The following is a 25,720-nucleotide window of genomic DNA, read 5'->3' as shown; positions in this document are numbered from 1 at the left end:
CGGTCGGCTCCGTGTGGTTTGAATTTCTCTCGCGGGACGCTAAGACGATGACGAATTTTTTAGGGTCCCGCGCAGGACCGCCGGTGGTTTAGTCGTGGGATCAAGCGCTCACAAGCGAAAAACGTTCATGGGAGGCATCAACCTCCGTGGAACGCCCTCCGCTTGCCGGGAAAATCGCGACCGTGACTCAAAATGGTAAAGCTATTTAGACGCGACCATCAATTCCTTGATAATTTTTCCAATCGCCTTCATCCAATCAAGTTGCTCAGCTGAGCTAGTGATTCCGGTTATGTTTATGGTGATGATTCCGAGAAGAGAAGCTGCCACCGCAATTGCAGAGGTCTTTTTTATGCCCTCTGCCGTGCCATCTATTGCTGCGGTGCCAAATTTTTTAAACACCTCAAATACAAATTTTGAAAGAACAACAAATATATTGTATGTAGAATGTATTATGGCAAATGCTGCATCTTTGATTTTGCCTTTGCTTGAGGATATCAGCGATCTGATATTTGTAAGGGTGCGTGTTATGTAGGGGTCAACGTTGTTTTTGTTCTTATCAAGCGCCGATATGGTGCTATCAGCAATTTTCACTAGGTCGTCCCTGTCAACGTCAACATATTTCATTGAATTTTCTTGAAAAGAATGCCATTCAGAGAATTGCATGCAGTATTTTAATGTATTTCCTGCTATTTCGCTCCCGTTTATAAAAACAAGATCATGTATTTCGTGCCTGCTGGCGATCAGCGCTTTGTTTATTAGTTGGGCCTGAAGCCCTGTTGCGATCACTCTCTCTCGAGACGAAATCTGCATCGTCTCCAGTAAAGATACAAACATATCAGTTACGCGAGGGTCTATATTGGTTGAATTATTCAGGTATGATATGTAACGTTCTATGCCATGGATTATATCGTTTCTTAATTGTTCAATGACTTCTCTGTCTAGAAGGCTATTTGCGCGGGCGCTGTCAATCGCGATCAACTTTCCGTCTTTAAAATCGACAGAAAGGGGGGCGTCTATCTGTTGTTTGTCTCCGATGTATTTGGAAAGAGATATTATGTTGCTTGATATAGAATCATTTTTTGTTTTTATCTTAGTAAGATTATCGTGTAATTTTTCGATTATTATTTCTGATTCATCCAGCGCGCTAATAATTGTTGGTATGTTGTCTATATAAGAAGATTTCGCTCTTGAGCGAGTTAATTGAATTTTGTAGAGTTTTATAGCGTCCAGGATAGTATTTGTTTCTGGGATAAATCTAATAGATTCCATGTGGCTCAGGTCGCGTGGCATGCGCGTCCTTAAAACCTCAATGGAGACGGATAGGTGCACCAATATTGGTCGAGAGCTTGGCGAGGATTCAAAAAATCTTGGTATCGAGTTTTTATAATTTATTCGAAACAGACGATCTATTTCCAGAAATTCTGCCGCAGAGAGAGCCTGCTTTTGAGCTGCCAGCAACTGCGATGCCTTTGTTAGGTCGCTCACGTTTGACCAACTCCAAAGCGGCTCAATCTTACACAACTTTTTGGTATGTCTCAAATCGGTTGTCAACCAATCGGTCTTGGCAATATGTAGCGAGCAGAAAGCTTGCTGCGATCGAGGGAGAGAAATGCCTATGATTAGTCGGAGGGTTTTGTTCGGATTGGGCTTAGCGGCTCCTGCCTTCATCCGCCATGCCGATGCGCAGACCCGCTGGGCGCCCTCGCGGCCGATCCGCCTGGTGGTGGCCTATCCGGCCGGCGGACCGACCGATGGCATCGCGCGCATCGTTGCGCAGGACATTTCCACGGCGCTGGGACAGCAGGTGGTGGTGGAGAATGTCGGCGGCGCGTCGGGCGCCATCGGCACACGGCAAGTCGCCAAGGGCGAGGCCGATGGCCATCTGATCACCTTCGGCAACAACCAGACCCACGGCAACAACATGTTCCTCCTGAAGGAACCGGGCTATGACGCCGTGAAGGATTTCTATCCGCTGGCCGGGGCCGGTGCCTTCGAGCACATTTTCGTCGTGAAGAACGACTCGCCGGCCAAGTCGATCCAGGAGCTGATCCAGCTTGCGAAGTCGAAGCCCGGCGAACTGAACTATGGCTCGACCGGCGTCGGCTCGGGCTCGCACCTCTCCACCGAATTGTTCATGGTGCGCACCGGCATCAAGATGACCCATGTGCCCTATCGCGGCGCGGCGCCGCTGGTGCAGGACATTGTCGGCGGTCGCATCGATGTCGCCAATTCCACCATGGCGAGCGTGTTCACCCAGATCCAGGGCGGCCTGATGCGCGGCATCGCCATCGGCTCGCCGAAGCGCAACGACAAGCTGCCGAACCTGCCGACGCTGCGCGAGCAGGGCGTGACCAATGCCGATGCCGAGAGCTGGACGGCCTTCTTCGCCCCGGCCGCCGTGCCGCAGGCAGCGCTCGACCGCCTGTCGGGCGAGATCATGGCCTCGCTCGCCAAGCCCTCGGTTGTGGAAGCGATCGGCAAGCTCGGCTTCTCGATCACGGCGCGCGATCCGGCAGCGTTCAAGCCCTACCATCTGCAGGAAATGCAGACCTGGGCCGAGATCATCAAGGCGGCGGGGATCGAACCAGCGGGGTGAGGCGAGGGCGGGCGGAAGATTGTCCTTCCTCATAGGAGGAGCGGTCATTCCCCCCACCCTTAACCCCTCCCCACCGCAAGCGGGGGGAGGGGAGTGGGTCCGCATCGTGTTCGACCCGCGGGCTCGCTCGTTCAGCTTGCGCCATCGGTCCCCTCCCCCCGCCTGCGGTGGGGAGGGATAGGGTGGGGGGCTGTCCCCCTCGTCGCCACTAACCCTTTCTTCGTCTCCCGCTGCCAGTCTGCCCCGGTAATCGATTCCGGGGCCGCCATGCTCGACCACATCCGATCCGGTGACTGGCTGACGCCCGAACGTGCCAGGGTCTATGCCGCGATGATCGCGGTGATCGGCGCGTGCGGACTCCTGTTCATCTGGATGACCGGCGGTGCGGTCACCGACCGGTTCGGCCGGCCCATCGGCACCGATTTCTCCGGCATCTGGACGGCTGGGCGGATGGTGCTGGAGGGCAATGCCGCCGGGCCGTTCGACCCCTGGATCCATTTCGCCTACCAGCGGCAGACCTATGGCGACCCCAATGTCGAGGTCTATGGCTGGCACTATCCGCCGTTCTTCTTGGGCCTCGCCGCAGCGCTCGCGCTCCTGCCCTATGTGCCGGCGCTCGCCGTCTGGCAGGCCTCGAGCCTGGCGCTCTATCTCGCCGCGATCCGGGCCATCGGGCCGCGCGTGCCCGGCTGGTGGCTGGTGGCGCTCGGCTTTCCCGCCGTCTTCGTGACGCTGGGACACGGGCAGAATGCCTTTCTGACCGCCGGTCTGCTGGGGCTTGGGCTGGTGCTGCTCGACCGCAGGCCGATCCTTGCCGGCCTTCTCATCGGGCTCCTCGCCTACAAGCCGCAATTCGGGCTGGTCCTGCCGGTGATGATGCTGGCTGGTGGCCATATCCGCGCTTCCATCGCCGCTGGAGTAACGGTCGCCGCCATGGCCGTAGCCGTGACGCTCTGGCTCGGCCCCGATGTCTGGATCGCCTTCCACGAGGGGCTGACCTTCACCCGCGAGATCGTGCTCGATCAGGGCGTGACCGGCTGGCACAAGATCCAGTCGACCTTCTCGGCCTTCCGCATGCTCGGCGCGCCGCTTGGCCTTGCCTATGGCGCGCAATTCGCGGTGACGGCTGTCGTCGTCGCGGTGCTGGCGCTCGCCGCCTGGCGCGGCTGTGACCGGCGGCTTGTCGCGGCGATGACGGCCACCGGCGCGCTGCTCGCGACCCCCTACAGCCTCGACTATGACATGGCGATCCTCGGCGTCGCGCTGGCGTTTGCCGCCGCGCACGGCGTGGAGAAGGGCTTTGCGCCCTACGAGAAGAGCCTCCTGGCCCTGGTCTGGATCGTGCCGCTGCTGGCGCGGGCCGTGATGATGACCACCGGCGTGCCTCTGGGCGTGCTGGTGATGGCGCTGTTCTTCGGCTTGCTGGCGAAACGCGCCCTTGTCGCCGAGCCAGACGCGGGCGGCATCCGCTTCGCCGGGACCTGACGCGGGCCTGCGGCATTTCCTGTTTCCGGTGTTTCGGCTAAGAGCCCCGGGGCCAAGCCGCATCGAGGGCGGTGCCTGCCGGAGGTTCCCCTTGTACCGACCCAGCGACGACAATGCCTTGCTCGACAAGGCCTTCGCTCTCCACCAAGCCGGCGACTGGCAGGCAGCGCTCGGCGCCTGCCGGGCCGTGCTCACCCAGCGCAAGCCGCCGGTCGATGCGCTGATCCTCGCGGGCATTCTCGAACTGCAGCATGGCAGCCTCGACAAGGGGCTGGCCGATCTCCAGACAGCCTGGAAGCGCAGCCCCGGCCATCCCGATGTCGCGCTCAATCTCGGCGTCGCCTATGGCCGGCTCCGCCGCCACGCCGACGCCCTGCCGGTGCTGCGCGAGGCGCTGGCCCATGATCCCCGCAATCTCGGCCTGGTGGTCAATCTCGCCCGCGCCGAGATGCAGGTCGGCGATCTCGCGGGCGTCGAGAAGACGCTGATGACCGGCTTCCAGGCCTATCCGAACCATCCGGCGCTGCTGCTCCTGTCGATCCAGGTCCTGAACGGCCGCAGCCTGTTCCCGGAGGCCGAACAGCTGGCGCTGACCTGCCAGGCGAATTTCCCCGACGTCCCGGATTTCACGGTGGAGCTTGCCGCGATCGACGCCGAGACCGGCAAGTCGAAGCGGGCGCGTGAACTGCTCCAGCCGATCCTCGCCAAGGATCCGGATTTCGTGCCGGCGATCGCCGCTGCCGCCCATGCGGCCTATAATCTCAAGGATTATGCCGAGTTCCTTGAACTGCACGGGCGGATCCCAAGGCACGATCCGCTCTACCAGAAGTTCGACCGGGTGACGGTGGCGGTGGAGCTTGTCGCCTGCGAGTGGCAGCGGATGTGGGACCAGTTCGATCGCGACAAGGCGCGCCGCGGCACGCTCTACGACCCGTTCGTGATGACCCATCTGGTCGATGATCCGGCGCTGGTGCTGGCCGCCGCCAACTGGACGACGCGGAAATTCCCGCCCCGGCCGCGCCTCGCCCAGCGCCGCGCGGCGGCCGGCCGGGATCGCCTGCGCATCGGCTATCTCTCCAGCGATTTCCGCCGCCACCCCGTCGGCTTCCTGATGACCGAGCTCATCGCCCGCCACGACCGCGCGCGGTTCGAGGTGTTCGGCCTGTCCTTCGGTGAGGATGACGGCTCGCCGCAGCGCCGTTTCTACGAGACGGGCTTCGACCAGTTCCTCGATCTCGCCAAGGCCGATCGCGACAAGGCGATCGCCGCCGTGCGCGCGCTCGATCTCGACATCCTGATCGACCTCAACGGCCATACGGCGGGACGCAGCGGCGACATTATCGCTGCCTATCCCGCCCCCATCCAGGTGACCTGGCTCGGCTATCCCGGAACCTTTGGCAGCCAGGTCTTCGACTATACGATCGCCGACCTCTTCACCGTGCCGAATGTCCACCTGCCGCAGTTCAGCGAGAAGGTGGTGCGGCTGCCCGAGACCTATCAGGTCAATGCGCCGCGCGTGCCCTCCGACCGCGTGATGACGCGGGCCGAGTTCGGCCTGCCCGGGGATCAGACGGTCTTCTGTTCGTTCAACGATCCCCGCAAGATCGAACGGGAGATGGTCCGCACCTGGAGCGAGATCCTCGCCAAGGTGCCGGGTAGCGTGATGTGGCTCTATGTCGGCAACGATCTCGGCGAGGCCAATATCGCCAAGGCCTTCGCTGAGGACGGCATCGCTGCCGAGCGGGTGATCTTTGCCAAGAGCCTGAGCTTCGGCGACCATTTCCGCCGGCTGGAACTGCCCGATCTCTTCCTCGACACCTATCCCTATTCCGGCCACACGACCTGTTCGGACGCGCTCGCAATGGGCCTGCCGGTGCTGACGCTGCCGGGCAAGAGCATGGGCTCGCGGGTGGCGGCAAGCCTGGTGACTCTGCACGGGTTCCCGGACCTGGTGGCCGCCGACCGCGCTGATTATGTCGCGCGCGCCGTGGCGTTCGGCTCCGACCGGGCGGCGCTGAAGGATCTCCGCCAGCGGATCAGCGCCGCGGTGCCGACCTCGAAACTGTTCGACGGCGCCCGCTTCACCCGCCACATGGAAAAGGCCTTCGAGACCATGGTCGCGATTTCGCGCGCAGGGCAGCCGCCCCGCGCCTTCGACGTGCCGCTGATCGAGGCCTGAACCGTCCGTCCGTTGTCACGTTCGTCTTGGCGGATGACATCTGCCATATCGTTCGATATAAAGAACATCATGCCGCTGACACTCCACGCCATGCAGCGCTCGGCCAATTGCTACAAGGTCCGGCTCGCGCTCGCTTCTCTGCACCAGCCCTTCGTGCTCAGGGATGTCGATATCCTGCGCGGTGACACCCGCACGCCGGAATTCCTGACGCTCAATCCGCAGGGGCAATTGCCGGTGCTGGAGCTGGACGATGGCACGGTGCTGGTCGAGTCCAATGCCATCCTGCTCTATCTCGGCGAGGGCACCGCTCTCGTGCCAACGGATCGTGCGGCGCGGGCGCGCATGCTGCAATGGATGTTCTTCGAGCAGAACGCCCACCATCCCTCCATCGGCACCGCGCGGTTCTGGCTGACGCTGATCCCCGGCGGCCGCGAGCTGAAGCGCGACCTGATCGACGACTGGATGGAGCGCGGCGAGGCGGCGCTCGGCCGCATGCAGGGCCAATTGTCGAAGACGCCGTTTATCGCGGGGGAGACGATGACGCTGGCCGATATCGCGCTCTATGCGAATACCCATGTGGCCAATGAGGCGGATTTAGATCTCGCGGCTTTCCCGGCGGTGCAGGCATGGGTCAAGCGGGTGGCGGCGCTGCCGGGGCATGTCGGGATGGACTGGCGGCCGTAGGGGGGCGGGGGCCTCATACGGAGCCAGCCGCGTTCATTGTGCCCTGAGGGCGGGTATCCACGTCGTCATTGCTGAACGAGGGGGGCAGGGCGCGCATGGCCCCTCACCCTAACCCTCTCCCCGCAGGCGGGGAGAGGGAATGTCTCCGCCCAACGCTCGTTTGCCGAGCTCGTATCGAGCCGCTTAGCACCACCTTGGAACCACCTTGACCGACAAGCGCGCTCCGTTCCCTCTCCCCGCGTGCGGGGAGAGGGTTAGGGTGAGGGGCCGCCTTCGACCTTATGGCGCGGAGGTGCCGGACCCCTCACACCACCACCAGCCTATCCATCGGCTTGACCCCGATGCTGCCCGGAAACACCGTCTCCCCGAGCTTCCTCGCATCCGCGCCGACATGGTCGCGAAGCACGCCCTTCAACACGGCGCGGAGGTCGGTCGTCGGTTTCAGGTCGCGGGCCTCGTGGAGATTGGATGGCGCAAGGCCCGGCCAGTCGGCAATGACCCGTCCGCCACGCACCGCGCCGCCGACCATGAGCGTCACCGTGCCGGTGCCGTGGTCGGTGCCCTCCGTGCCGTTGATGCGGGCGGTGCGGCCGAATTCGGTGACGAAGACGATGGCCGTCTCGCGCCAGGCGTCTCCGAGCAGGGTCTTGGCCTCACCCAAGGCCTCGTCGATCGCCGCCAGGCGGTTGGCGAGCTGGCCGGTGGCGCCACCCTCATTGGCATGGGTGTCGAAGCCGTCGAGCGCCAGCGCGCCGATGCGCGGGCCGTCGGGACGCGCCAGGAACCGGACAGCGCCGGTCAGCGCCTGCACCACATAGGCGCTCTGCCGGCGGGTGGCCTCGGTCGCGGCGCGGCCGATCTCGGGATCGACCCGGCGGGCGAGAACTTCGGCGAGTTGCAGGTCGGTGTGGCGATAGAGATCCATCAGGCGGCGGTTGAGATCGTCGCCGGCGGGCGGCAGGCTCTGCGGCTGCCAGGCCATGACCGGGGCGGCGCCGCGCGCCACCAGCGGCACGATGGGGCCGACGCCGATCAGCGGCGGGCGGCGCAAGGCATCGCCGGGCAGGGTGGCAAGCGCGCGGTTCAGCCAGCCATTGTCATGGAAGCCCGGCCGCTCGGTGCCGCTTTCCAGCATGTCCTGGCCGTCGAAATGTGAGCGCTCGCGATAGGGCGTCGCCACCGCATGGACGATGAGCGCCTGCTTGTCCTGATAGAGCCGGTGCAGGCCGGGCATGGCGGGATGCAGCGCGAAGAAGCCATCGAGCGGCAGAGCCGGCTTCTCGCCCTCGAGCCCCAGCGCGATGGTGCCGCGCAGGTCCCGATAGGCGGGGTCGCCGATGGGCGGGGCAAAGGACAGGCCGTCGAGCCCGCCGCGCAGCACCACGACCAGCAGGCGCGGATCGCGTCCGGCGGCGCGGGCGATGCGGGGCGCGAGGCCCCAGGCGAACAGCATGCCGGCCGTGCCGAGAATGGCGCGGCGCGAGGGAGACCAGTGGCCGCAGGAATCGGGGACAGCGCCTTGGGACATGCCGGTCACCTCCGCAGGAATTCGGGCGACAGAAGCGCCAGAGTCAGCGCCTGTTGAGGGCTCTCGGCGCGGCGGATCGCCTGGCGGGTCTCGGGGCTTGCCGAGGGGCCGAGCAAGCGCTCGGCGATCGCGAGAGGGTTCTGGGCCGCCGGCACGATGCGGGCGAACAGGTTGGCGACATCGACCCGCTGGGCGAGGCCGTCGAGCCAGGGCGCGGTCTCGTCCGGGAAGCCTTTCGGCGAGGTGACGCGCCAGGTCGGCTGGCCCAGCACATTGAGCGCGCGCTGAATGCGGCCGATGTCGGGGGCAAGGCCGAGGCCCCGGTGCAGGGCCACAACCCATTCGACGGGTTGCCGGAGCTTGGTCTCCGGCATTGTCCAGGAAAGCTCCGCCTCAACCAGGGCGCGCACCGTGGCCTTGAGATCGCCGGCCGACGCCGAAAAGGCCTTGGAAACGGTCGAAACCAGGGCCTGCGGCGGCTGATCGGCGACAAAATGGCGGACAAGCTTGGTCGCAATGTGGAGGGACGTTGCCGGATGCCGCGCGAGATCTCCGAGGAGTGTCAGGCCGCCTTCCTCGCCTTCGGGATAGGTACGGCCGAGCACCGTCTTCGGGCCGGGCTCGTGGGTGCGCGGGTTGAACCGGAAGCGGAAGGGCACGGCGTCGGGGTCGTTGGGCTGGCCGATGGTCCAGCCGGTGAGCATAGTGGCGAAGGCCGTGACGTCTTGCTGGCTGTACCCGCCATTGACGCCAAGTGTATGCAATTCCAGGATTTCCCGCGCCAGATTCTCGTTGAGCCCGCGGTTCTGGCGGCGGCCGGCCACCGAGTTCGGGCCGATGGAGCGGCCATTGTCGAGATAGGCGATCATGGCGGGATGGCGGGTCGTTGCCATCAGCATGGCGGCGAAGGAGCCGGTGACATGGCGGCGGATCGCCTCGCGCTCATAGGAGCCTGCGATCACCCGGACGAGGCCACCCTTGTCCATCGAGACGCAGAAATGGTTGGACCAGAACCAGACCAGCCGCTCGCGGATGCCGATGACGGGATCGCTGGCGCGGCCATAGCGAGCGATCAGCTCGGCCTGGACGAGGCCCTGGATGGGATTGGCGGGCGGCGGCGCGGGCGGACCCTGGACCTGGGGTCCGGTCGGCGGGGCAGGCGGGCCCTGCATGCGGTTGGCGGCCCGTTCGGCGTTCTGCTGCTGCTGGAAGGCGCGTTCCTGGGCGCCGGCCTCGCTGGACGAGACGGGTTCCGCGCCAAGCGGGCGTTCGGGTGCGTTCAGTTCGGCGAGCAGCGCGCCCTTGGGGTCGCGACCGATGGCGGCGAGATCGGCGTCGGAGAGGGCTGTCGACACCCCGAGACCGAACCGGGCAAGCGCCAGCCTTGCAGGATCGAGACGCGGCCGGGCCATGGCTTCTCCGCAAGGGTTGGATGATCCGCCGATGATACAGGCGCAAACCTGTCAGACAGGTGAATGGGTGGCCTCGCATTCGCCGAACTTCGTTGCTAGGGGATGAGGGCCAGGGAGAGAGCGATGGCGGTGCGCGTCCAGCGAGAGGATTTCGATATCGGGGCCGAGGTCGCGCGCCTGACGCGCGGGCGGACCGATGTCGGCGCGGTCGTCACTTTTTCCGGTCTGTGCCGAGGTGTAACCGGTGATGAGACAATTGGCGCGCTGACGCTCGAGACCTACGAGGCCATGGCGGTCGCCGAGCTCAGCCGCATCGAGGCGGAGGCCCGCGCCCGCTGGGTGCTGCAGGATGCTCTGGTGATCCATCGGCACGGGCGCATGGAGCCGGGGGACAACATCGTGCTGGTGGTCACCTTGTCGGAACACCGCGCCGCCGCCTTCGAGGCCGCCGAGTTCCTGATGGACTATCTCAAGACCAATGCGCCGTTCTGGAAATTCGAGGACAAGCCGCAGGGCGGCGGCTGGGTCGAGGCCAAGGAGACGGACGACAAGGCGGCGGAGCGCTGGGCCAATTCTTGAGCCGGCTTCTGTCTGAATCGCGGTCTTGAGGTCCATTCTTTGCGCTTTACAGGCCCATCTGACCACCCCAGCATCCGCGCCGGTTTTGTCTTATGGAGAGAACAGTCATGGCTAGGTCTATCAACCGCCGCACGTTCACCGCTTCCGCGCTGGCCACCCTCACGGCGCCGTCGCTGTCGCTGGCGCAGGGCGCCAATGTGCTGAAGTTCGTGCCGCAGACCGATGTCGCGGTGCTCGATCCGGTCTGGACCACGACCTATCCGACCCGCGACCACGGCTATCTCGTGTTCGACACGCTGTTCGGCATGGACGGCCAGTACAAGATGTCGCCGCAGATGCTGGAAGGTGCTGCGACCGAGGCCGACGGCAAGGTCTGGAACCTCACGCTGCGCGCAGGCCTCAAGTTCCATGACGGCTCGGCGGTGCTCGCGCGCGACTGCGTCGCCTCGATCAAGCGTTGGGGCGCCCGCGATGCCTTTGGCCAGGCCCTGATGGCGGCGACCGACGAGCTCTCCGCGCCCGACGACAAGACCATCCGCTTCCGCCTGAAATATCCGTTCCCGCTGCTGCCGGATGCGCTGGGCAAGGCCTCGCCCAACATGTGCGCGATGATGCCCGAGCGGCTCGCCAACACATCCCCGACCGAGCGCATCACCGAGATGGTCGGCTCCGGTCCCTACCGGTTCCTGGCGGGCGAGCGGGTGCCCGGCGCGCTGATCGCCTATGCCAAGTTCGACGGCTATGTGCCGCGGTCCAGCGGCACGCCGGACTGGACCGCCGGGCCGAAGGTCGCCCATTTCGAGCGGATCGAATGGCGGATCATGCCGGATTCCAACACGGCGTTGAGCGCGCTGCGCGCCGGCGAGATCGACTGGTGGTATTCGCCCGATGCCGACCTCTTGCCGGCGATCCGCCGGATGAACGGGGTTGCCTCCAAGGTGATCGACCCGACCGGCTGGATCTCCACCATGCGGCTCAACCACCTGGTCGCGCCCTTCGACAATGCGGCGCTGCGCCGGGTCGTGCTGTCGGCGGTCTCGCAGGCCGACTTCATGCAGGGCCAGACCAGTGAGCGGGATCTCTGGAAGGACGGCGTCGGCATCTTCTGCCCGGGCACGCCGATGGCGAGTGATGCGGGCATGGAGGTTCTGACCAAGCCGCGCGATCTCGCTGCGCTCAAGAAGGCGGTGATCGATGCCGGCTACAAGGGCGAGAAGGTCGTCGTCCTCGGCGCGACCGATATCGCGTCCTCGCGCGCCCTGTCGGATGTCGGCGCCGATCTTCTCCAGAAGCTCGGCTTCAATGTCGATTACCAGCTGATGGATTGGGGCACCGTTGTTCAGCGGCGCGCCAAGACCGAGCCGGTGGAGCAGGGCGGCTGGAACGTGTTCCACACGTTCTGGAGCGGCACGGACCACTTCACCCCGGCGGGCCACGCCTTCCTGCGCGCCAATGGCCGTAACGGCGCGCCCGGCTGGCCGACCGTTCCGGCGCTGGAGACCATGCGCGACGACTGGTTCAAGGCGCCGAGCGCGGCGGCCGCGGCCGAGGTCGCCAGGAAGATGCAGCTGCTGGCCTTCCAGGAAGTGCCCTATGTGCCGCTCGGACAGCGGTTCTTCCCCACCGCCTACCGCTCCAACCTCACCGGTATGCTCAACGGCAACCCGGTATTCTGGAACATCAAGCGGGGCTGAGGCCGAGAAGGATGCTTTCGGCGGGCGGCGACAAGGTGCTAAGAGCAGGGCCATGCGCTTCCCTCCCTCGTTTCTGGACGAGATCCGGCAACGCCTCCCCGTGTCGGAGGTGGTGGGGCAGCGCGTCAAGCTGAAGAAGCAGGGGCGGGAATGGCGAGGGCTCTCGCCGTTCAATGCCGAGAAGACCCCATCCTTCTATGTCAACGACCAGAAGGGCTTCTATCACTGCTTCTCCTCGGGCAAGCATGGCGACCAGTTCCGCTTCCTGATGGAGGTGGAAGGCGTATCCTTCCCCGAGGCCGTGGAGCGGCTGGCCGGCCAGGCCGGTGTGCCCATGCCGAAGGTGACGGTGGAAGAGGTCCAGCGCGCCGAGAAGGCGAAGACCCTCCACGATGTCATGGAGCTCGCGGCGAAGTTCTTCGAGGCCCAGCTGCAGGACCGCAACGGCGCCAAGGCGCGCGGCTATCTCGGCGGACGCGGCCTCGGCGCGCCGACCCAGGTCAAGTTCCGCATCGGCTATGCGCCGGCCTCGCGCTTCGCGCTGAAGGAGCATTTGGGCGCCAAGGGCGTGCCGGTCGAGGACATGATCGCCGCAGGCCTCCTGGTCCATGGCGACGACATCCCGGTGCCCTATGACCGGTTCCGCGACCGCGTCATGTTCCCGATCACCGATCTGCGCGGCCGGGTCGTCGCCTTTGGCGGCCGGGCCATGGAGAAGGATGTCCCGGCGAAGTACCTGAACTCGCCGGAAACCGACCTCTTCCACAAGGGTTCGCTGCTCTACAACGCCTTCTTCGCCCGCGAGGCGAGCCACAAGGCCAATCGCGTCATCGCGGTGGAAGGCTATGTCGACGTCATCGCCATGGTGATGGCGGGCATCGGCGAGACGGTGGCGCCGCTCGGCACGGCGCTGACCGAAGGCCAGCTCGAGCTCTTGTGGCGGATGGCGCCGGAACCGATCCTGCTGTTCGATGGCGACAAGGCCGGCCGGCGCGCCGCCTATCGCGCCGTCGACATCGCCCTGCCGCTCCTGAAGCCCGGCCGCAGCCTGAGCTTTGCCGCGCTGCCCGAGGGCCAGGATCCCGACGATCTCATCCGCACCTCGGGCCGCGAGGCCATGGATGCGATCCTCGCCACCGCCCAGCCGCTCGCCGCCATGCTCTGGCAGCGCGAGACGGAAGCCGGCATGTTCTCGACGCCGGAGAAGCGCGCGGCGCTGGAGGCCCGTTTCGGCGAGATCGTGGCCACCATCGCTGACGAGAGCGTGCGCCGGCACTACCGCGACGACGTGTTTGGCCGCCTGTCAGACCTGTTCCGTCCGGCCCAGGGCGAACGGCGAGGCCCCGCACGGGGGCAGGGTCAGGCCGGCTACGGGCAGAACGGGTTCCGCGGGCGCGCAGCGTTTGCCGTGCCGGACCACCGTCCCTCGCCATCGCTCGCCAACAGCGCGCTGGTGCGGGGCCCCCGGGCCGCCATGCCGATCCGCGAGGCGCTGATCCTCACGGCGCTGCTCAACCATCCCTGGCTGATGGATGGGGAGGAGGAGGCGATCGCATCGCTGGATCTGCGCCATCCGCAGGCGGAAGCGCTGAAATCGGCGCTTCTCGACCAGCATGCCCATGGCATCGAGCCGGACGAAGACACCTACGCGCAAGCCCTGATCGTTGCCGGCCATGACGAACTGGTGCGCCATGTCCGCTCGCTCGTGACCTCCCAATCGGTGTGGGGAGCCATGCCCGGCGCGGCACCGGACGATGTGAAAGTGACATTTGGTCAGCTCTTGACCTTGCATCGGAAGAAGCAAGCGCTAATTAAGGAAATCCGGGATGCCGAGCGAGCCTATGGTGACGACCCCACCGAGGCGAACTGGCAATGGCTCGCCGATGCAAAACATCGGGAATCCGAGCTGATTGGTACCGAAGCCCTGGTCGAGGGGTTTGGCGCCATGTCGGGCAGAGGCGGCCGGTCGGCCTGACGTCAGACCGGAAACGTATGCGGGGGACGACCGCGCGGCCAAAATGAAGGCGGCGCGCCATGGTTTACGAGGGCTTAACGACGCAGACCCTAAGGGTAGCGAATCACGTGTGAGTTTGGGGGGCGCGCTCGTGTGTGAGCGCCGCCCCCTTTTTGGCGTCGGCTGGGTACCCGCCCAAAGTCGATGCACCATCCGGGCTTTCCCGGCTAGAAATGGACGACGACATGGCAACCAAGGCAACCGAAAAACCGGAAGGCGCTGATCAGGAGGCCGAGGCCCCCGATAGCCCGCTGCTGGATCTGTCGGATGCCGGCGTTCGCGCCATGATCAAGCGCGCCAAGAAGCGCGGCTATGTGACGATCGACGAGATCAACGAGGTGATGCCGGCGGCATCCTTCACCTCGGACCAGATCGAAGACATGAATTCCATGCTCTCCGAGATGGGCATCAATGTCGTCGACAATGACGAGACCGCCGAGGACGGCGACCGCGAGGCGGAAGCCGCCGAGCCGGACGAGCCGGACAGCGAACTGCAGGAAGCGACCCCGCGCGCCGTGGTGAAGTCTGAGCGTGCCTCCGAGCCGCTCGACCGCACGGACGATCCGGTCCGCATGTACCTGCGCGAGATGGGCTCGGTGGAGCTCCTGTCGCGCGAGGGCGAAATCGCCATCGCCAAGCGCATCGAGGCCGGCCGCGAGGCGATGATCGCAGGCCTCTGCGAGAGCCCGCTGACCTTCCAGGCCATCATCATCTGGCGCGACGAGCTGAACGAAGGAAAGATCTACCTTCGCGACATCATCGACCTCGAGGCCACCTATGCCGGCCCCGACGGCAAGAATGCGCCGGTGGTGGCCGATGGCGAAGCACCGATCGTTCCCGAGGCTGAGGCCGATGGTCTGCCGCCCGGCGTGACGGAAGCCGACCTCGACGACGAGGACGACATGGAGAATTCCGTGTCGCTCGCCGCGATGGAGGCCGAACTCAAGCCGAAGGTGCTCGAAATCTTCGACACCATCGCCGACGAATACAAGAAGCTGCGCAAGCTTCAGGACCAGAACGTCGAGAACCGGCTGAACGACACCAAGCTGTCGCCGAGCCAGGAGCGCCGCGCCAAGAAGCTGCGCGAGGACCTCGTCCTCCACGTCAAGTCGCTGTCGCTCAACCAGGCGCGTATCGATGCCCTGGTCGAGCAGCTTTACGACATCAACAAGCGTCTGGTCGGCTATGAAGGCCGGCTCTTGCGCCTTGCCGAAAGCTATGGCGTCGACCGTCTGTCGTTCCTGAAGGAATATCAGGGCTCCGAGCTCGATCCGAACTGGATCCGGCGCGTCGCCTCGCTCGGCGTGCGCGGCTGGAAGGGCTTCGTCGCCGACGAGAAGGAAACGATCAAGGAGATCCGCGCGGAGATCCAGGCGCTTGCCACCGAGACGGCGCTGGAGATCGGCGAGTTCCGCAAGATCGTCCAGATGGTGCAGAAGGGCGAGCGCGAGGCCCGTCAGGCCAAGAAGGAGATGGTGGAAGCCAATCTCCGTCTGGTGATCTCGATCGCCAAGAAATACACCAACCGCGGCCTGCAGTTCCTCGACCTCATCCAGGAGGGGAACATCGGTCTCATGAAGGCGGTCGACAAGTTCGAGTACCGCCGCGGCTACAAGTTCTCGACCTATGCCACCTGGTGGATCCGGCAGGCGATCACCCGCTCGATCGCCGACCAGGCGCGCACCATCCGCATCCCCGTGCACATGATCGAGACGATCAACAAGATCGTGCGCACGAGCCGGCAGATGCTGCACGAGATCGGCCGCGAGCCGACGCCCGAGGAGCTTGCCGAAAAGCTCGGCATGCCGCTCGAAAAGGTCCGCAAGGTCCTGAAGATCGCCAAGGAGCCGATCTCTCTCGAAACGCCGATCGGCGACGAGGAAGATTCACATCTCGGCGACTTCATCGAGGACAAGAATGCGATCCTTCCGATCGATGCGGCGATCCAGTCGAACCTGCGCGAGACGACGACGCGCGTGCTCGCCTCGCTCACGCCCCGCGAGGAGCGCGTGCTGCGCATGCGCTTCGGCATCGGCATGAACACCGATCACACGCTGGAAGAAGTTGGCCAGCAGTTCTCGGTGACCCGCGAGCGTATCCGCCAGATCGAGGCGAAGGCGCTCAGGAAGCTGAAGCATCCGTCGCGGAGCCGGAAGCTCAGGAGCTTCCTCGACAATTGAGGATGCTGTCAGTTCTTGAATTTGCAGAAACGGCGGGCTTTGGTCCGCCGTTTTCTTTTGTCGGGTCCGTTCGGTTGCTTGCAGAGTTGCCGGTGAAGGCAGGCGAGACCGTCCTGATATCGGTGTAGTTCGAACGCTCCACAGGCGACGTCATCTGGATTGACGACCCGCGGATTGCCGATCTCATGGCCGCGCGGTAGCCTCGCGGTGGTCAAGCGCACCTGCTCTGAAGCCGTTTCTGGCCCGGCGGCTCTTGCCCAGACTGGAGACATCCATGCCCGACACCGTTCGTCTCCACCGCATCCTGACCACCAAGCCCGACAAGATCTATCGCGCCTTCATAGAGGCCGATGCTCTCGCCAAATGGCTGCCGCCCAACGGGTTCACCTGCACGGTTGATCATCTGGAGGCGAAGGTCGGCGGCGGCTTCAAGATGTCATTCCGCAACTTCACGACCGGGCTCAGCCATTCCTTCGGCGGCGAATATCTGGAACTCGTGCCGTCCGAGCGCCTGCGCTACACGGACAGGTTCGATGATCCCAATCTGCCCGGCGAAATCCAGGTGACGGTGACGCTCAAGAAGGTGTTGGTCGGGACCGAGGTGAGCATCGTGCAGGAGGGCATTCCGGACGTCATTCCGGTGGAAGCCTGCTATCTCGGCTGGCAGGAATCGCTGCGCAATCTCGCCCGCCTGGTCGAACCCGAGATCAATCAATGACCTGCCGACCGTCGGCTGTGGGCCGTCACATCCATTGCGCGCGTCGTCATGCGCGCTAGTCTACTGCCCGTGGTGATGCCAGCTGCTTGAAAGGGTGACGAGGGCCATGTCGTTCGAATTTCTGCTCACATCCCTCATCATCGTGGCGTCGCCTGGAACCGGCGTGATCTACACGCTGGCCGCTGGCCTCTCGCGCGGTGGTCGCGCCAGTGTGCTCGCAGCCTTCGCCTGCACGCTCGGCATCGTGCCGCATCTGATCGCCGCCATGATGGGTCTTGCCGCGCTGCTGCACACCAGCGCGCTTGCCTTCAATCTCGTGAAATATGCCGGCGTCGCCTATCTCCTGTGGATGGCTTGGCAGACCTTGCGGGAGGATGGCGCCCTGAAGGTCGAGGCCACCACCGACAGCCGCACGTCGTTGCGCGTGATTGCCGACGGCGTCCTGATCAACGTGCTGAACCCGAAGCTGTCGATCTTCTTCGTGGCCTTCCTGCCGCAGTTCATCGATGCAGGTGACGCCCACCCGCTGGCCCGCATGCTGGAACTCTCGGGCGTGTTCATGGCCATGACGTTCGGCGTCTTCGCCGTCTATGGGCTGTTCGCCGCCGCCATGCGCGACCATGTGATCAGCCGTCCCGCCGTGATGGCGTGGATGCGCCGCACCTTCGCGGCTGCGTTTGTGGCACTTGGGGCAAGATTGGCGCTGACGGAACGTTGAAACGGCAATCGTCATGCTCGCCCGCACGCGCCTGACCTTCGCAACGATCGCCATCGTGCTGATCATCGCCGCCTTCACGCTGCGCTGGCCGGCGCTCGGCCTTCCCTGGGTGGTGGGCAAGTTCGGTGGCGCAACGCTGTGGGGCGCGATGGTCTATTGCGTCGCGGCCCTGATCATTCCCCGCGCGCCAAGGCTGGCGGTCTTCGCTTTCGCGGCCGTGACCGCGCTCGGCGTGGAGTTCAGCCAGCTCATCCATTGGGACTGGCTCGACGCGATCCGCCGTACGACGATCGGCGTCATCCTGATCGGCCGCTACTTCTCGTGGGGCGATGTCGCCGCCTATCTCGGCGGGATCACATGCGCTGCGCTGTTCGACCGATGGGCGATCCGGCCGGCCTGAGCCTGCGCGCTACTTGGGGCCTTGCATCGGCGGGCGGCTGTCCTTGGTGGTGAAATCGACCCACAGAAGGACAGCGGAGAACGCGCCGAAAACGGCCAGAACCAGCGTGATAAAGAGACCTTCGGTCATTCGTGTTCTCCCCAGACCGGCGGACGCTAACGGCAGGGGAAGTGGCCGAAATTGATATACGTCAATGACCTGTGGCACCGGCGCGTCGCGAGCCTTGCCTTTGGCCGGCCATGGGCCGTTCCGTTCGGCGCCCGATCGGGCTAGCTTGCAGCTCGTCATTCGCTTGGATGGGTTTGCCTCATGTCGTTCTTCAAAGCCCTGTTTGGCCGCAGCTCTGCTCCGGAAGCGCCCCAGGAGGCGCCATCGCTCGAGCACAAGGGTTTCCTGATCAAGGCGAAGCCCTTCAAGGCCGATGGCCAATATCAGCTGGCCGGTACGATCGAGAAGGAGGTGGAGGGCACGCTGAAGGAGGCAAGCTTCATCCGGGTCGACCGGTTTCCGGCGCTGGAGGATGCGGTGCAGTTCACGCTCTCCAAGGGCCGGCAGATCGTTGATGAGCAGGGCGAGCGGATGTTCAAATAGGCTGCCCGGTCACGGTCGTCCGGATGAGGCCCCGGGGTGATCCGCCAGGCAGCCGATTGCGCCGGACGCGAAACCTGACGACACTGGTTGCGACCTCCCCCCTTCTGCCGAGACGATCGGAACCCTCCGCAATGCCCAGGACTGTTGTCTCGATCGATGCCGAGCCGCGCGGCCAGCTGACGGTCAGGATCAGCGCCATGCCGGCCGATACGAACGCGAACGGCGATATCTTCGGCGGCTGGGTGATGGCGCGGATGGACCAGGCGGGCGGCATTGCCGGCGTCGAACGCGCGGAGGGCAGGGTGGTCACCATCGCGGTGGATTCGATGACCTTCATCCGGCCGGTTCGGGTCGGCGATGTGCTCGAGGTCTATACGGACGTGTTCCATGTCGGCCGCACCTCGATGAAGATCCATATCGAGGCCTGGGCGCAGCGGTTCCGCCAGAATGTGCGCGAGAAGGTCACGGAAGCGACCTTTGCCTTCGTCGCCATCGACGAGGATGGTCGTCCGAGGCCGGTGCCGGCCTTGCCGGCATGAAGGATGGGTCGCCAATCCTGTTCGAGGCTCGTCACGATCCGCTGGCGTCGCGGCGGGACTTCGGCTTTCGGTTGGCCAAGGCCATCGGATTGGCCCTCGTGCTCGATGCGGTGATGCTGGTGATCGGGATCGCCGGCTATGCGGGCTTCGAGGGCATGTCGCTGATCGACGCCTTCGCCAATGCCGCGATGATCCTGTCCGGCATGGGGCCGCTTGGCCCGCTGCAGACCAATGCCGGCAAGATCTTCGCCGGCTGCTATGCGCTGGCTTCCGGTCTTGTGATCGTGGCGGCCACCGGCATGGTGCTGGCGCCGATCGGCCACCGGCTGCTGCATGCGTTTCACATCGAGAAGCACAGCGCCGATTGAGGATCAGCCCCAGCGATAGTTGAAGCTGACGCTGATCCGCTCGTCGGCCGAGCGGTTCACCGGCACTTCGTGGCGCAGGAAGCTCTCCCAGAGCAGCACGGTGCCGGCTTCGGCAGGCACCGAGACGAAGCTCTGCAACTCACGCGGCGCCGATTTCTTGCGCGGCGGGTGCGCCATCATCAGGCCGTGGCGCGGATCTTCGAGTTTCAGAGCAGGCGCACCGGCCGGCATGGCGACGTAGTAGGTGCCGGAAATCACGCTGTGCGGGTGGATATGCGACGCATGGGCGCCGCCTTCCGGCAGGACATTGACCCATAGCGAGTCCAGGACGAGCTTGCGGCCGCCGAGGTCGAGGGCGAGGTCCATGGCGAAATCGGCGACGTGGCGATCGAGATGGCGGCCAAGCGCCTTGAAGGTGGGGAAGCGCCAGGGAAGGTCGTTGAGGGACGCATAGCTGGTATAGCCGGGATAGCCGTTCTTGGCGCACCAGCGGATGCCGGCCTGATCGTCAACCGCGAGGGACCGGCACAGGGGATCGATTTCCTCGAGAAGTCCCTCAGCGTCGATGGATGCGCGATAGAGCCGCGTGACGAAAAGATGCTCGATCGCCGCCATTGTGTTGTCCCGTTCGCTACCCAGATAGTGCGGGCCGATATCCCATGATCGGCGGCGTGTGTCGATCTGCGCCGGCAGGGCGCGAACGTCAGGTTCCCGCCAGCTTTCCACGACTATCGAGGGATATGAGCAGGGCGCTGCGCATTGAAATCGTTTGCGGCCTTGGTCCTGCTTCACAAACCTGATATTGCGCCCGCTGATCCCCCTGCAGAGTTTCGCCCCGCGATGAGGCTTCTGAACCTCCTTCTGAAGACCGACCCACAACGCGGCGAGACCCTCAAGCGGCTCGTGGCCGAGAGCATCCGTGAATATGCCGCGCGCTACGTGCTGGCTTTCATCTGCATGGCGGTCGTTGCCCTGTGCACGGCTTTTTCCGCCTGGGTCATGCGCGACCTTATCAATGGCGTGTTTCAGAACCGCGACTTCACCCTGGCGGTCTGGTTTGGCGTCACGGTCTTCTCGGTCTTCCTGATCAAGGGTGTGGCTGCCTATTTCGCCAATGTCATCCTGTCGCGCATCGGCAATGCCATCGTGGCAGCGCAGCAGACGCGCATCTTCCGCCATCTGCTTGCCCAGGGCGTCGACTTCTACCATCAGCACGCCTCTGCCGATCTGGTGACCCGCGTCACGCACAATGCCCAGGCCGCGCGGGACGTGTTGCAGAACATCGTGACGACGGTCGGCCGCGACCTGCTGACGGTGGCCGGGCTGATTGTCGTGATGCTCATCTCCGATCCGCTGATGTTCATGGTCTCGGGCCTGGTCATGCCGTTCGCCGTCTATGGCGTGAACCAGCTGCGCCGCCGTGTCCGGCGCCTCGCCCAGAGCGAATTCACCTCGCTGTCCTCCATGGTCGGCGTGGTGCAGGAGACCGTGCAGGGTGTGCGCATCGTCAAGGCATTCGGGCTTGAGGATCGGATGCAGGACCGGATGGACGCGACCATCGATGCGGTGCGCCAGCGTGCCGACAAGATCGCGACCCTTGGCGCGCGGACCGCGCCGCTGATGGAAACGCTCGGCGGCCTCGCGATCTCGGCGGCCATCGTTTACGGCGCCTGGCGGGTGATCCACCAGGGCGTCGATGCCGGTGCCTTCTTCGCCTTCGTGACCGCGCTGCTGCTCGCCTATGATCCGGCCAAACGCCTCGCGCGCCTCGGCGTCGAGGTCGAGAAGGGGCTGGTCGGCGTCCGCCTGATGTACGAATTGCTGGATACCGAGCCGACGCTCACGGAAAAGCCGGATGCGGCCAGCCTGAAGATGGCGGCCGGCACCGTCGCCTTCGAGGGCGTCACCTTCAGCTATCGTGGCGATGAGCCGGTTCTGCGCGACATGTCCTTTGTCGCAACAGGCGGCAAGATGACCGCGCTTGTCGGACCGTCCGGCGGCGGCAAGTCGACGGTGATCGCCCTGGTGCAGCGCTTCTTTGACGTTGGCTCAGGCCGGGTGACCGTGGACGGTCAGGACGTGCGCGATGTGACCTTCGCATCGCTGCGTGGCGAGATGGCCTTCGTCAGCCAGGACGTGTTCCTGTTCCAGGGCTCGGTTCGCGAGAACATCGCGGTCGGCCGTCCGGGCGCAAGCGAAGAGGATATTGTGGCGGCGGCCCGCGCTGCCTATGCCCATGACTTCATTCTTGGCCTGCCCGAGGGCTACCAGACGCTGGTCGGCGAGCATGGTCAGGGCCTGTCGGGTGGCCAGCGCCAGCGCGTGGCGATCGCCCGTGCCATCCTCAAGAATGCGCCCATCATGCTGCTGGACGAGGCGACCTCGGCACTCGATTCCGAGAGCGAGTTCGAGGTTCAGCGCGCGCTCGACGAACTGATGACCGGCCGAACCTCCATCGTGATCGCCCATCGCCTGTCGACCGTGATGCGGGCCGACAAGATCCTGGTGGTCGAGGCCGGCCGTGTCGTCGAGACCGGCACCCATGCCGAACTGATCGCCCGCAATGGGCTCTATGCGCACTATGTGTCGATCCAGTTCGGCGACCGCTCGGACGCTGCCGAATAATCAGTCCACCAGTTCCCAGGTGACCGTCACCTGAAGGCGGAAATTCTGGTCGCCGGTCGCAACCGGCGCAGGTCCCGACTGGGACGCCATGGCCGGCGCCGCCCTGCGCAGCACGACTGGTCCGCCATCGGCATGTTCCTCGATCGTCATGACGCGGCCGATCCGGGCGCCGGCTGCGCCTGCAAGCACGTCGGCCTTGCGGCGGGCATCGGCAATCGCCGTGGCGCGGGCCTCGTCGACCTTGCGCGACCAGTCGGAGACGGTGAGCTGGAGATTGTCCATCTGGTTGGCGCCGGCCGTCACCATGCGGTCCAGCACGTCGCCAAGCTTGGCGAGGTCGCGGATGCGCACCGACAATTGGTGTCCTGCGGCATAGCCGACGACACGGGGCCGGTTGGTCCCCTGCTGGTACTCGATCGTTGGGCGGAGGGTCAGCCCCGATGTGGAGATATCGCGATCCTCGATTCCGAGTTCCTTCAGCGCCTGCTGAACGCTGCGCATGATCCGTGAATTGCCGTCCATCGCCTCGCGTGCGGTGCGCGCCTGGACCTGGGTGCCGCCGGAGACGACGGCGAGATCGGGGGCTGCGACCGCCTGCGCCTCGCCCTGCATCGTGATGGTGCGCGGTGGGACGACGGGCGCCTGCTGGGCACCGGCGGGCACCGCGAGCGCCATCACTCCGGCGAGTGCCAATGCCGGCGCAACGGAGAAGGAGAGGCGGGTGAGCGAGAGCAGAGAGGTCGAGGCCATGGCGGTTTCCGTTGCAAGGCGCGCGGGGCGTTGACGCCGCCGGGCTTGGATGCGATCAGATGGAACCCCAGATCAGGCCGCTGCTTTGCAGCCGATTTGCGGCATTCCGGCAGCACAATCTGTCGGACGGTGGGCCTGTAGCTCAATGGTTAGAGCCGGGTGCTCATAACACTCTGGTTGCAGGTTCGAGTCCTGCCGGGCCCACCAATTTCAAGGCTTTCGCGGACACGCCGTCTGATGCTCTCCATGGAGCGCCATGACCCTGCTCTGACGACAAGGGCTCCGGTCTTGCGACCGGAGCCAAGTCAGGAACGGGAGGTCATGCACGGCGGGCGGTGATCAGTCGCAGATGTTCACGCGCTGGCGAACGAGACCGTAGGGGGTGTCGACCCAGCGGCTGCGGTAGCAGCTGTCGGCGATGACGGCCGCGGTGCCGATCACGCCCACGCCGACCGCGTAGGGCAGCCAGCGGCCACCGCGCCAGTAGCCACCATGACGATGGCCCGCGAAATGATGGCCGCCGAAGTGGCGGGCGCCGCCATGGAAGCCACCGGCGCGGAAACCGCCACCGTGGAACCCGCCGCCGCGTCCGCCGAAGCCACGGGCTTCCGCATCGGTGGTGGCGAACAGGCCGAGGCCGGCGACGGCGGCGGCAGCGAGAGCAAGCGTCTTGATGGAGGTCATGGCAGTGATCCTTGGGCTCGGGTTGGGCTGCCGGCTCGGCCGCCCTGTCCTCCATGAGTCTCCCGACCAGGACAAAAGGTTCAGCGGGGATCGCGGATTTTTTTGAAGCCGCCAGCAGACCGCGAAACGGTGAGCGGAGGCCGCCAGTCCGGCCCGTTCGGCACGCTCCCTCTATCGTGATCTTCTCAATGCCGCGCAGGAATGCACGGCTGGATTGAGATGCTGGGCGTGGTGTCTCATGCTGCGCTGCGGGAAAGTTAGGTGTTCCCACTCGCTCAGTGGCGATGCGTCGGAGCATTCCCTCCCCCGATAAGCCCGAATGTGGACCAGATGCAGGCTTCCGACACGCAGGGAACGGCCACTCCTCAGGCGGATCAGCCCCAATTCACCCATCAGCAGATCCTGCGGGTGCTGAGCGGCATCCTGCTGTGCATCTTCCTCGGCGCGATCGACCAGACAGTGGTCATTCCAGCCGTGCCGGCCATCGCCGCCGACCTCAGCGGTTTCAGCCACCTCGCCTGGATCATTTCCGCCTATCTGCTGACCTCGACCGCGATGACGCCCATCTTCGGCAAGCTGTCGGACATCTACGGCCCGCGGAAGCTCTTGCTGATCGCGCTCGTCATCTTCGCCGTCGCCTCGGCCTGCTGCGCGCTGGCCGGCAGCCTCGGACAATTGATCATCGCCCGCGCCTTCCAGGGCGTTGGCGGCGCCGGCCTCATGGCCATGGCGCAGGTGGCGATCGCCAATGTGGTCAGTCCGCGCGAGCGCGGCCGCTACCAGGTCTACATGGCCTCCACCTGGGCCGTCGCCTGCGTTGCCGGTCCGATCCTGGGCGGCTGGGTGACGGAGGCCTTGTCGTGGCGCTGGATCTTCTGGGTCAACCTGCCGCTTGCCGCCATTGCCATGGTCCTCTGCGATCGCTCCCTGAAGGTCCTGAAGCCGCGCGCCGTTTCGGCCAGGATCGACTGGATCGGTGCGCTGCTGCTGACCGCGACCATCAGCGTCTGGCTGCTGGTCCTGAGCTGGGGCGGTGTGGAGGTGCCCTGGCTGTCCACCACCATCCTCGCGCTGGTCGCGACCGGCGTGGGATTGATCGCGCTGCTGGTGTTCCAGGAGCGCCGTGCGGCCGACCCGCTTCTCCCGCCCCGCCTGTTCGCCAATTCGGTCTTCGTGCGCGGCGTGCTCATCGCCTTCTTTGGGGCGCTGGGGCTGTTTGCCGCGAGCTTCCTGCTGCCTCTGTTCTTCCAGCTTGTCTGGGGGCTCGATGCTGCAACCTCTGGCATCCTGCTGGTGCCCTTCCTCGGCTTCAGCTGCGTGGGAGCCTATTGCGCGGGAACGCTGGCGCGCCGGCGCGGCAAGATGAAGGCGATCATGGTGGCGGGGCTTTGCGGCTGCGTCCTCGGCTTCCTCATGCTGGCCGTGCTCGACAGTTCGACGCCACGCATCGTGATGATCGCCTATCAGGTGGTTCTTGGATTCTGCATCGGTATGATCATGCCGAGCAGCCTGGTCTGCGTGCAGAATGCCGCTGATCGGCGAGATGTGGGGTCGGCCACCGGCAGCGTCCTGTTCCTGCGCACGATGGGTGGCGCCTTCGGCAGCACGCTGGTCGGCGCCCTGCTCGCCAACGGCTTTGCGACCCGCCTCATGGACCTCGGCATTGCCGCCCGGATTGATCTCGGCGAGGTCCGCCACGCCGGAGGGGCCATTGCCGGCGTGCCGGCCGCGATGATGCCGCAGGTGCAGGTGGCGCTGGCCGGCGCCTTCCACATGGCCTTTTTCGCCTGCGCCGTTCTGATGGCCGTTGCTGTGGTTGTCGCGCTCGGCATCCGGGACCTGCCGCTGAGAACGGCACCCGCCAACGAGCCGGCCGAACCTGCGGCGCTGGCTCACTGACCGGCGAAGACCGGTAGCCGCAGATCCATTTTGATCTTGCCGAGACCGCCGCTTGTCCGGTCCAATGCCTTTCTCAA

At 64.9% G+C, this 25,720-nt stretch carries 22 protein-coding genes and 1 tRNA gene; 17 read left to right on the top strand and 6 right to left on the bottom strand.

The annotated features are described in order from the left end of the window. Positions 1-201: 201 nt before the first annotated feature. Positions 202-1,485, bottom strand: coding sequence for a hypothetical protein (locus E8L99_RS22230; protein ID WP_137101610.1), 1,284 nt, complete (start codon positions 1,483-1,485; stop codon positions 202-204). 130 nt (positions 1,486-1,615) lie between these two features. Between E8L99_RS22230 and E8L99_RS22225 the strand changes: the two genes are divergently transcribed. The 4 genes from E8L99_RS22225 (at position 1,616) to E8L99_RS22210 (ending at position 6,944) form a co-directional block, all read left to right on the top strand. Continuing rightward, complete coding sequence (locus tag E8L99_RS22225) at positions 1,616-2,596, top strand: Bug family tripartite tricarboxylate transporter substrate binding protein (protein WP_168201795.1); 981 nt, start codon at positions 1,616-1,618, stop codon at positions 2,594-2,596. 267 nt (positions 2,597-2,863) lie between these two features. Beyond that, on the top strand, positions 2,864-4,081 hold the full coding sequence (locus E8L99_RS22220; RefSeq protein WP_137101608.1) for a glycosyltransferase family 87 protein: 1,218 nt from the start codon (positions 2,864-2,866) through the stop codon (positions 4,079-4,081). A gap of 91 nt (positions 4,082-4,172) precedes the next feature. After that, positions 4,173-6,260, top strand: coding sequence for an O-linked N-acetylglucosamine transferase, SPINDLY family protein (locus tag E8L99_RS22215; protein WP_168201794.1), 2,088 nt, complete (start codon positions 4,173-4,175; stop codon positions 6,258-6,260). Positions 6,261-6,329: 69 nt separating this feature from the next. After that, on the top strand, positions 6,330-6,944 hold the full coding sequence (locus tag E8L99_RS22210) for a glutathione S-transferase family protein (RefSeq protein WP_137101606.1): 615 nt from the start codon (positions 6,330-6,332) through the stop codon (positions 6,942-6,944). 304 nt (positions 6,945-7,248) lie between these two features. Here E8L99_RS22210 and E8L99_RS22205 read toward each other — a convergent pair whose 3' ends face one another. After that, positions 7,249-8,472 (bottom strand): DUF1501 domain-containing protein, encoded by a 1,224-nt coding sequence (locus E8L99_RS22205; protein WP_137101605.1) that lies wholly within the window; start codon positions 8,470-8,472, stop codon positions 7,249-7,251. 5 nt (positions 8,473-8,477) lie between these two features. Then, entirely contained in the window at positions 8,478-9,884 is a 1,407-nt protein-coding gene (locus E8L99_RS22200) for a DUF1800 domain-containing protein (RefSeq protein WP_137101604.1), read from the bottom strand. Positions 9,885-10,007: 123 nt separating this feature from the next. Between E8L99_RS22200 and E8L99_RS22195 the strand changes: the two genes are divergently transcribed. The 10 genes from E8L99_RS22195 (at position 10,008) to E8L99_RS22150 (ending at position 19,685) form a co-directional block, all read left to right on the top strand. Next, positions 10,008-10,463 carry a molybdenum cofactor biosynthesis protein MoaE gene (locus E8L99_RS22195; protein ID WP_137101603.1) on the top strand — a complete coding sequence of 152 codons (456 nt, stop codon included), beginning with the start codon at positions 10,008-10,010 and terminating at the stop codon, positions 10,461-10,463. Between the two features lie 107 nt (positions 10,464-10,570). Further along, entirely contained in the window at positions 10,571-12,157 is a 1,587-nt protein-coding gene (locus E8L99_RS22190; RefSeq protein WP_252511188.1) for an ABC transporter substrate-binding protein, read from the top strand. Between the two features lie 52 nt (positions 12,158-12,209). After that, entirely contained in the window at positions 12,210-14,132 is a 1,923-nt protein-coding gene (gene dnaG / locus E8L99_RS22185) for a DNA primase (protein WP_137101601.1), read from the top strand. 224 nt (positions 14,133-14,356) lie between these two features. After that, positions 14,357-16,351, top strand: coding sequence for an RNA polymerase sigma factor RpoD (gene rpoD, locus E8L99_RS22180; protein ID WP_137101600.1), 1,995 nt, complete (start codon positions 14,357-14,359; stop codon positions 16,349-16,351). 274 nt (positions 16,352-16,625) lie between these two features. Further along, positions 16,626-17,069 (top strand): SRPBCC family protein, encoded by a 444-nt coding sequence (locus tag E8L99_RS22175; protein WP_137101599.1) that lies wholly within the window; start codon positions 16,626-16,628, stop codon positions 17,067-17,069. A gap of 106 nt (positions 17,070-17,175) precedes the next feature. Continuing rightward, on the top strand, positions 17,176-17,787 hold the full coding sequence (locus E8L99_RS22170; RefSeq protein WP_137101598.1) for a LysE family translocator: 612 nt from the start codon (positions 17,176-17,178) through the stop codon (positions 17,785-17,787). Positions 17,788-17,800: 13 nt separating this feature from the next. Then, complete coding sequence (locus tag E8L99_RS22165) at positions 17,801-18,187, top strand: ribosomal maturation YjgA family protein (protein ID WP_137101597.1); 387 nt, start codon at positions 17,801-17,803, stop codon at positions 18,185-18,187. A gap of 309 nt (positions 18,188-18,496) precedes the next feature. After that, entirely contained in the window at positions 18,497-18,778 is a 282-nt protein-coding gene (locus E8L99_RS22160) for an HlyU family transcriptional regulator (protein WP_137101596.1), read from the top strand. Positions 18,779-18,909: 131 nt separating this feature from the next. Beyond that, positions 18,910-19,317: an acyl-CoA thioesterase gene (locus E8L99_RS22155; protein ID WP_137101595.1), complete on the top strand. Its 408-nt coding sequence runs from the start codon at positions 18,910-18,912 to the stop codon at positions 19,315-19,317. Next, on the top strand, positions 19,314-19,685 hold the full coding sequence (locus tag E8L99_RS22150; protein ID WP_137101594.1) for a hypothetical protein: 372 nt from the start codon (positions 19,314-19,316) through the stop codon (positions 19,683-19,685). Before E8L99_RS22155 ends, E8L99_RS22150 begins: the two co-directional genes overlap by 4 nt. A 3-nt stretch (positions 19,686-19,688) precedes the next feature. On the opposite strand, the gene E8L99_RS22145 is transcribed toward E8L99_RS22150, so the two are convergent. Beyond that, positions 19,689-20,300, bottom strand: coding sequence for a TIGR02466 family protein (locus tag E8L99_RS22145; protein WP_137101593.1), 612 nt, complete (start codon positions 20,298-20,300; stop codon positions 19,689-19,691). A gap of 225 nt (positions 20,301-20,525) precedes the next feature. On the opposite strand from E8L99_RS22145, the gene E8L99_RS22140 reads away from it, so the two are divergent. After that, the gene (locus tag E8L99_RS22140) at positions 20,526-22,310 is read left to right on the top strand and encodes an ABC transporter ATP-binding protein (RefSeq protein WP_137101592.1); all 1,785 of its coding nucleotides are present in this window, start codon (positions 20,526-20,528) and stop codon (positions 22,308-22,310) included. On the opposite strand, the gene E8L99_RS22135 is transcribed toward E8L99_RS22140, so the two are convergent. Further along, positions 22,311-23,060: an SIMPL domain-containing protein gene (locus tag E8L99_RS22135; protein WP_137101591.1), complete on the bottom strand. Its 750-nt coding sequence runs from the start codon at positions 23,058-23,060 to the stop codon at positions 22,311-22,313. 131 nt (positions 23,061-23,191) lie between these two features. Here E8L99_RS22135 and E8L99_RS22130 point away from each other — a divergent pair. Next, positions 23,192-23,267, top strand: a tRNA-Ile gene (locus tag E8L99_RS22130). A 132-nt stretch (positions 23,268-23,399) separates the two neighbouring features. On the opposite strand, the gene E8L99_RS22125 is transcribed toward E8L99_RS22130, so the two are convergent. Continuing rightward, complete coding sequence (locus E8L99_RS22125) at positions 23,400-23,744, bottom strand: hypothetical protein (RefSeq protein WP_137100300.1); 345 nt, start codon at positions 23,742-23,744, stop codon at positions 23,400-23,402. 330 nt (positions 23,745-24,074) lie between these two features. On the opposite strand from E8L99_RS22125, the gene E8L99_RS22120 reads away from it, so the two are divergent. Then, complete coding sequence (locus E8L99_RS22120; protein ID WP_137101590.1) at positions 24,075-25,643, top strand: MDR family MFS transporter; 1,569 nt, start codon at positions 24,075-24,077, stop codon at positions 25,641-25,643. Positions 25,644-25,720: the final 77 nt, after the last annotated feature.

This window comes from Phreatobacter aquaticus, assembly GCF_005160265.1.
GTDB classification, from domain to species: domain Bacteria; phylum Pseudomonadota; class Alphaproteobacteria; order Rhizobiales; family Phreatobacteraceae; genus Phreatobacter; species Phreatobacter aquaticus.
Note: the sequence above shows the minus strand (reverse complement) of the source record. Positions and strands in the feature narration are given on the sequence as shown.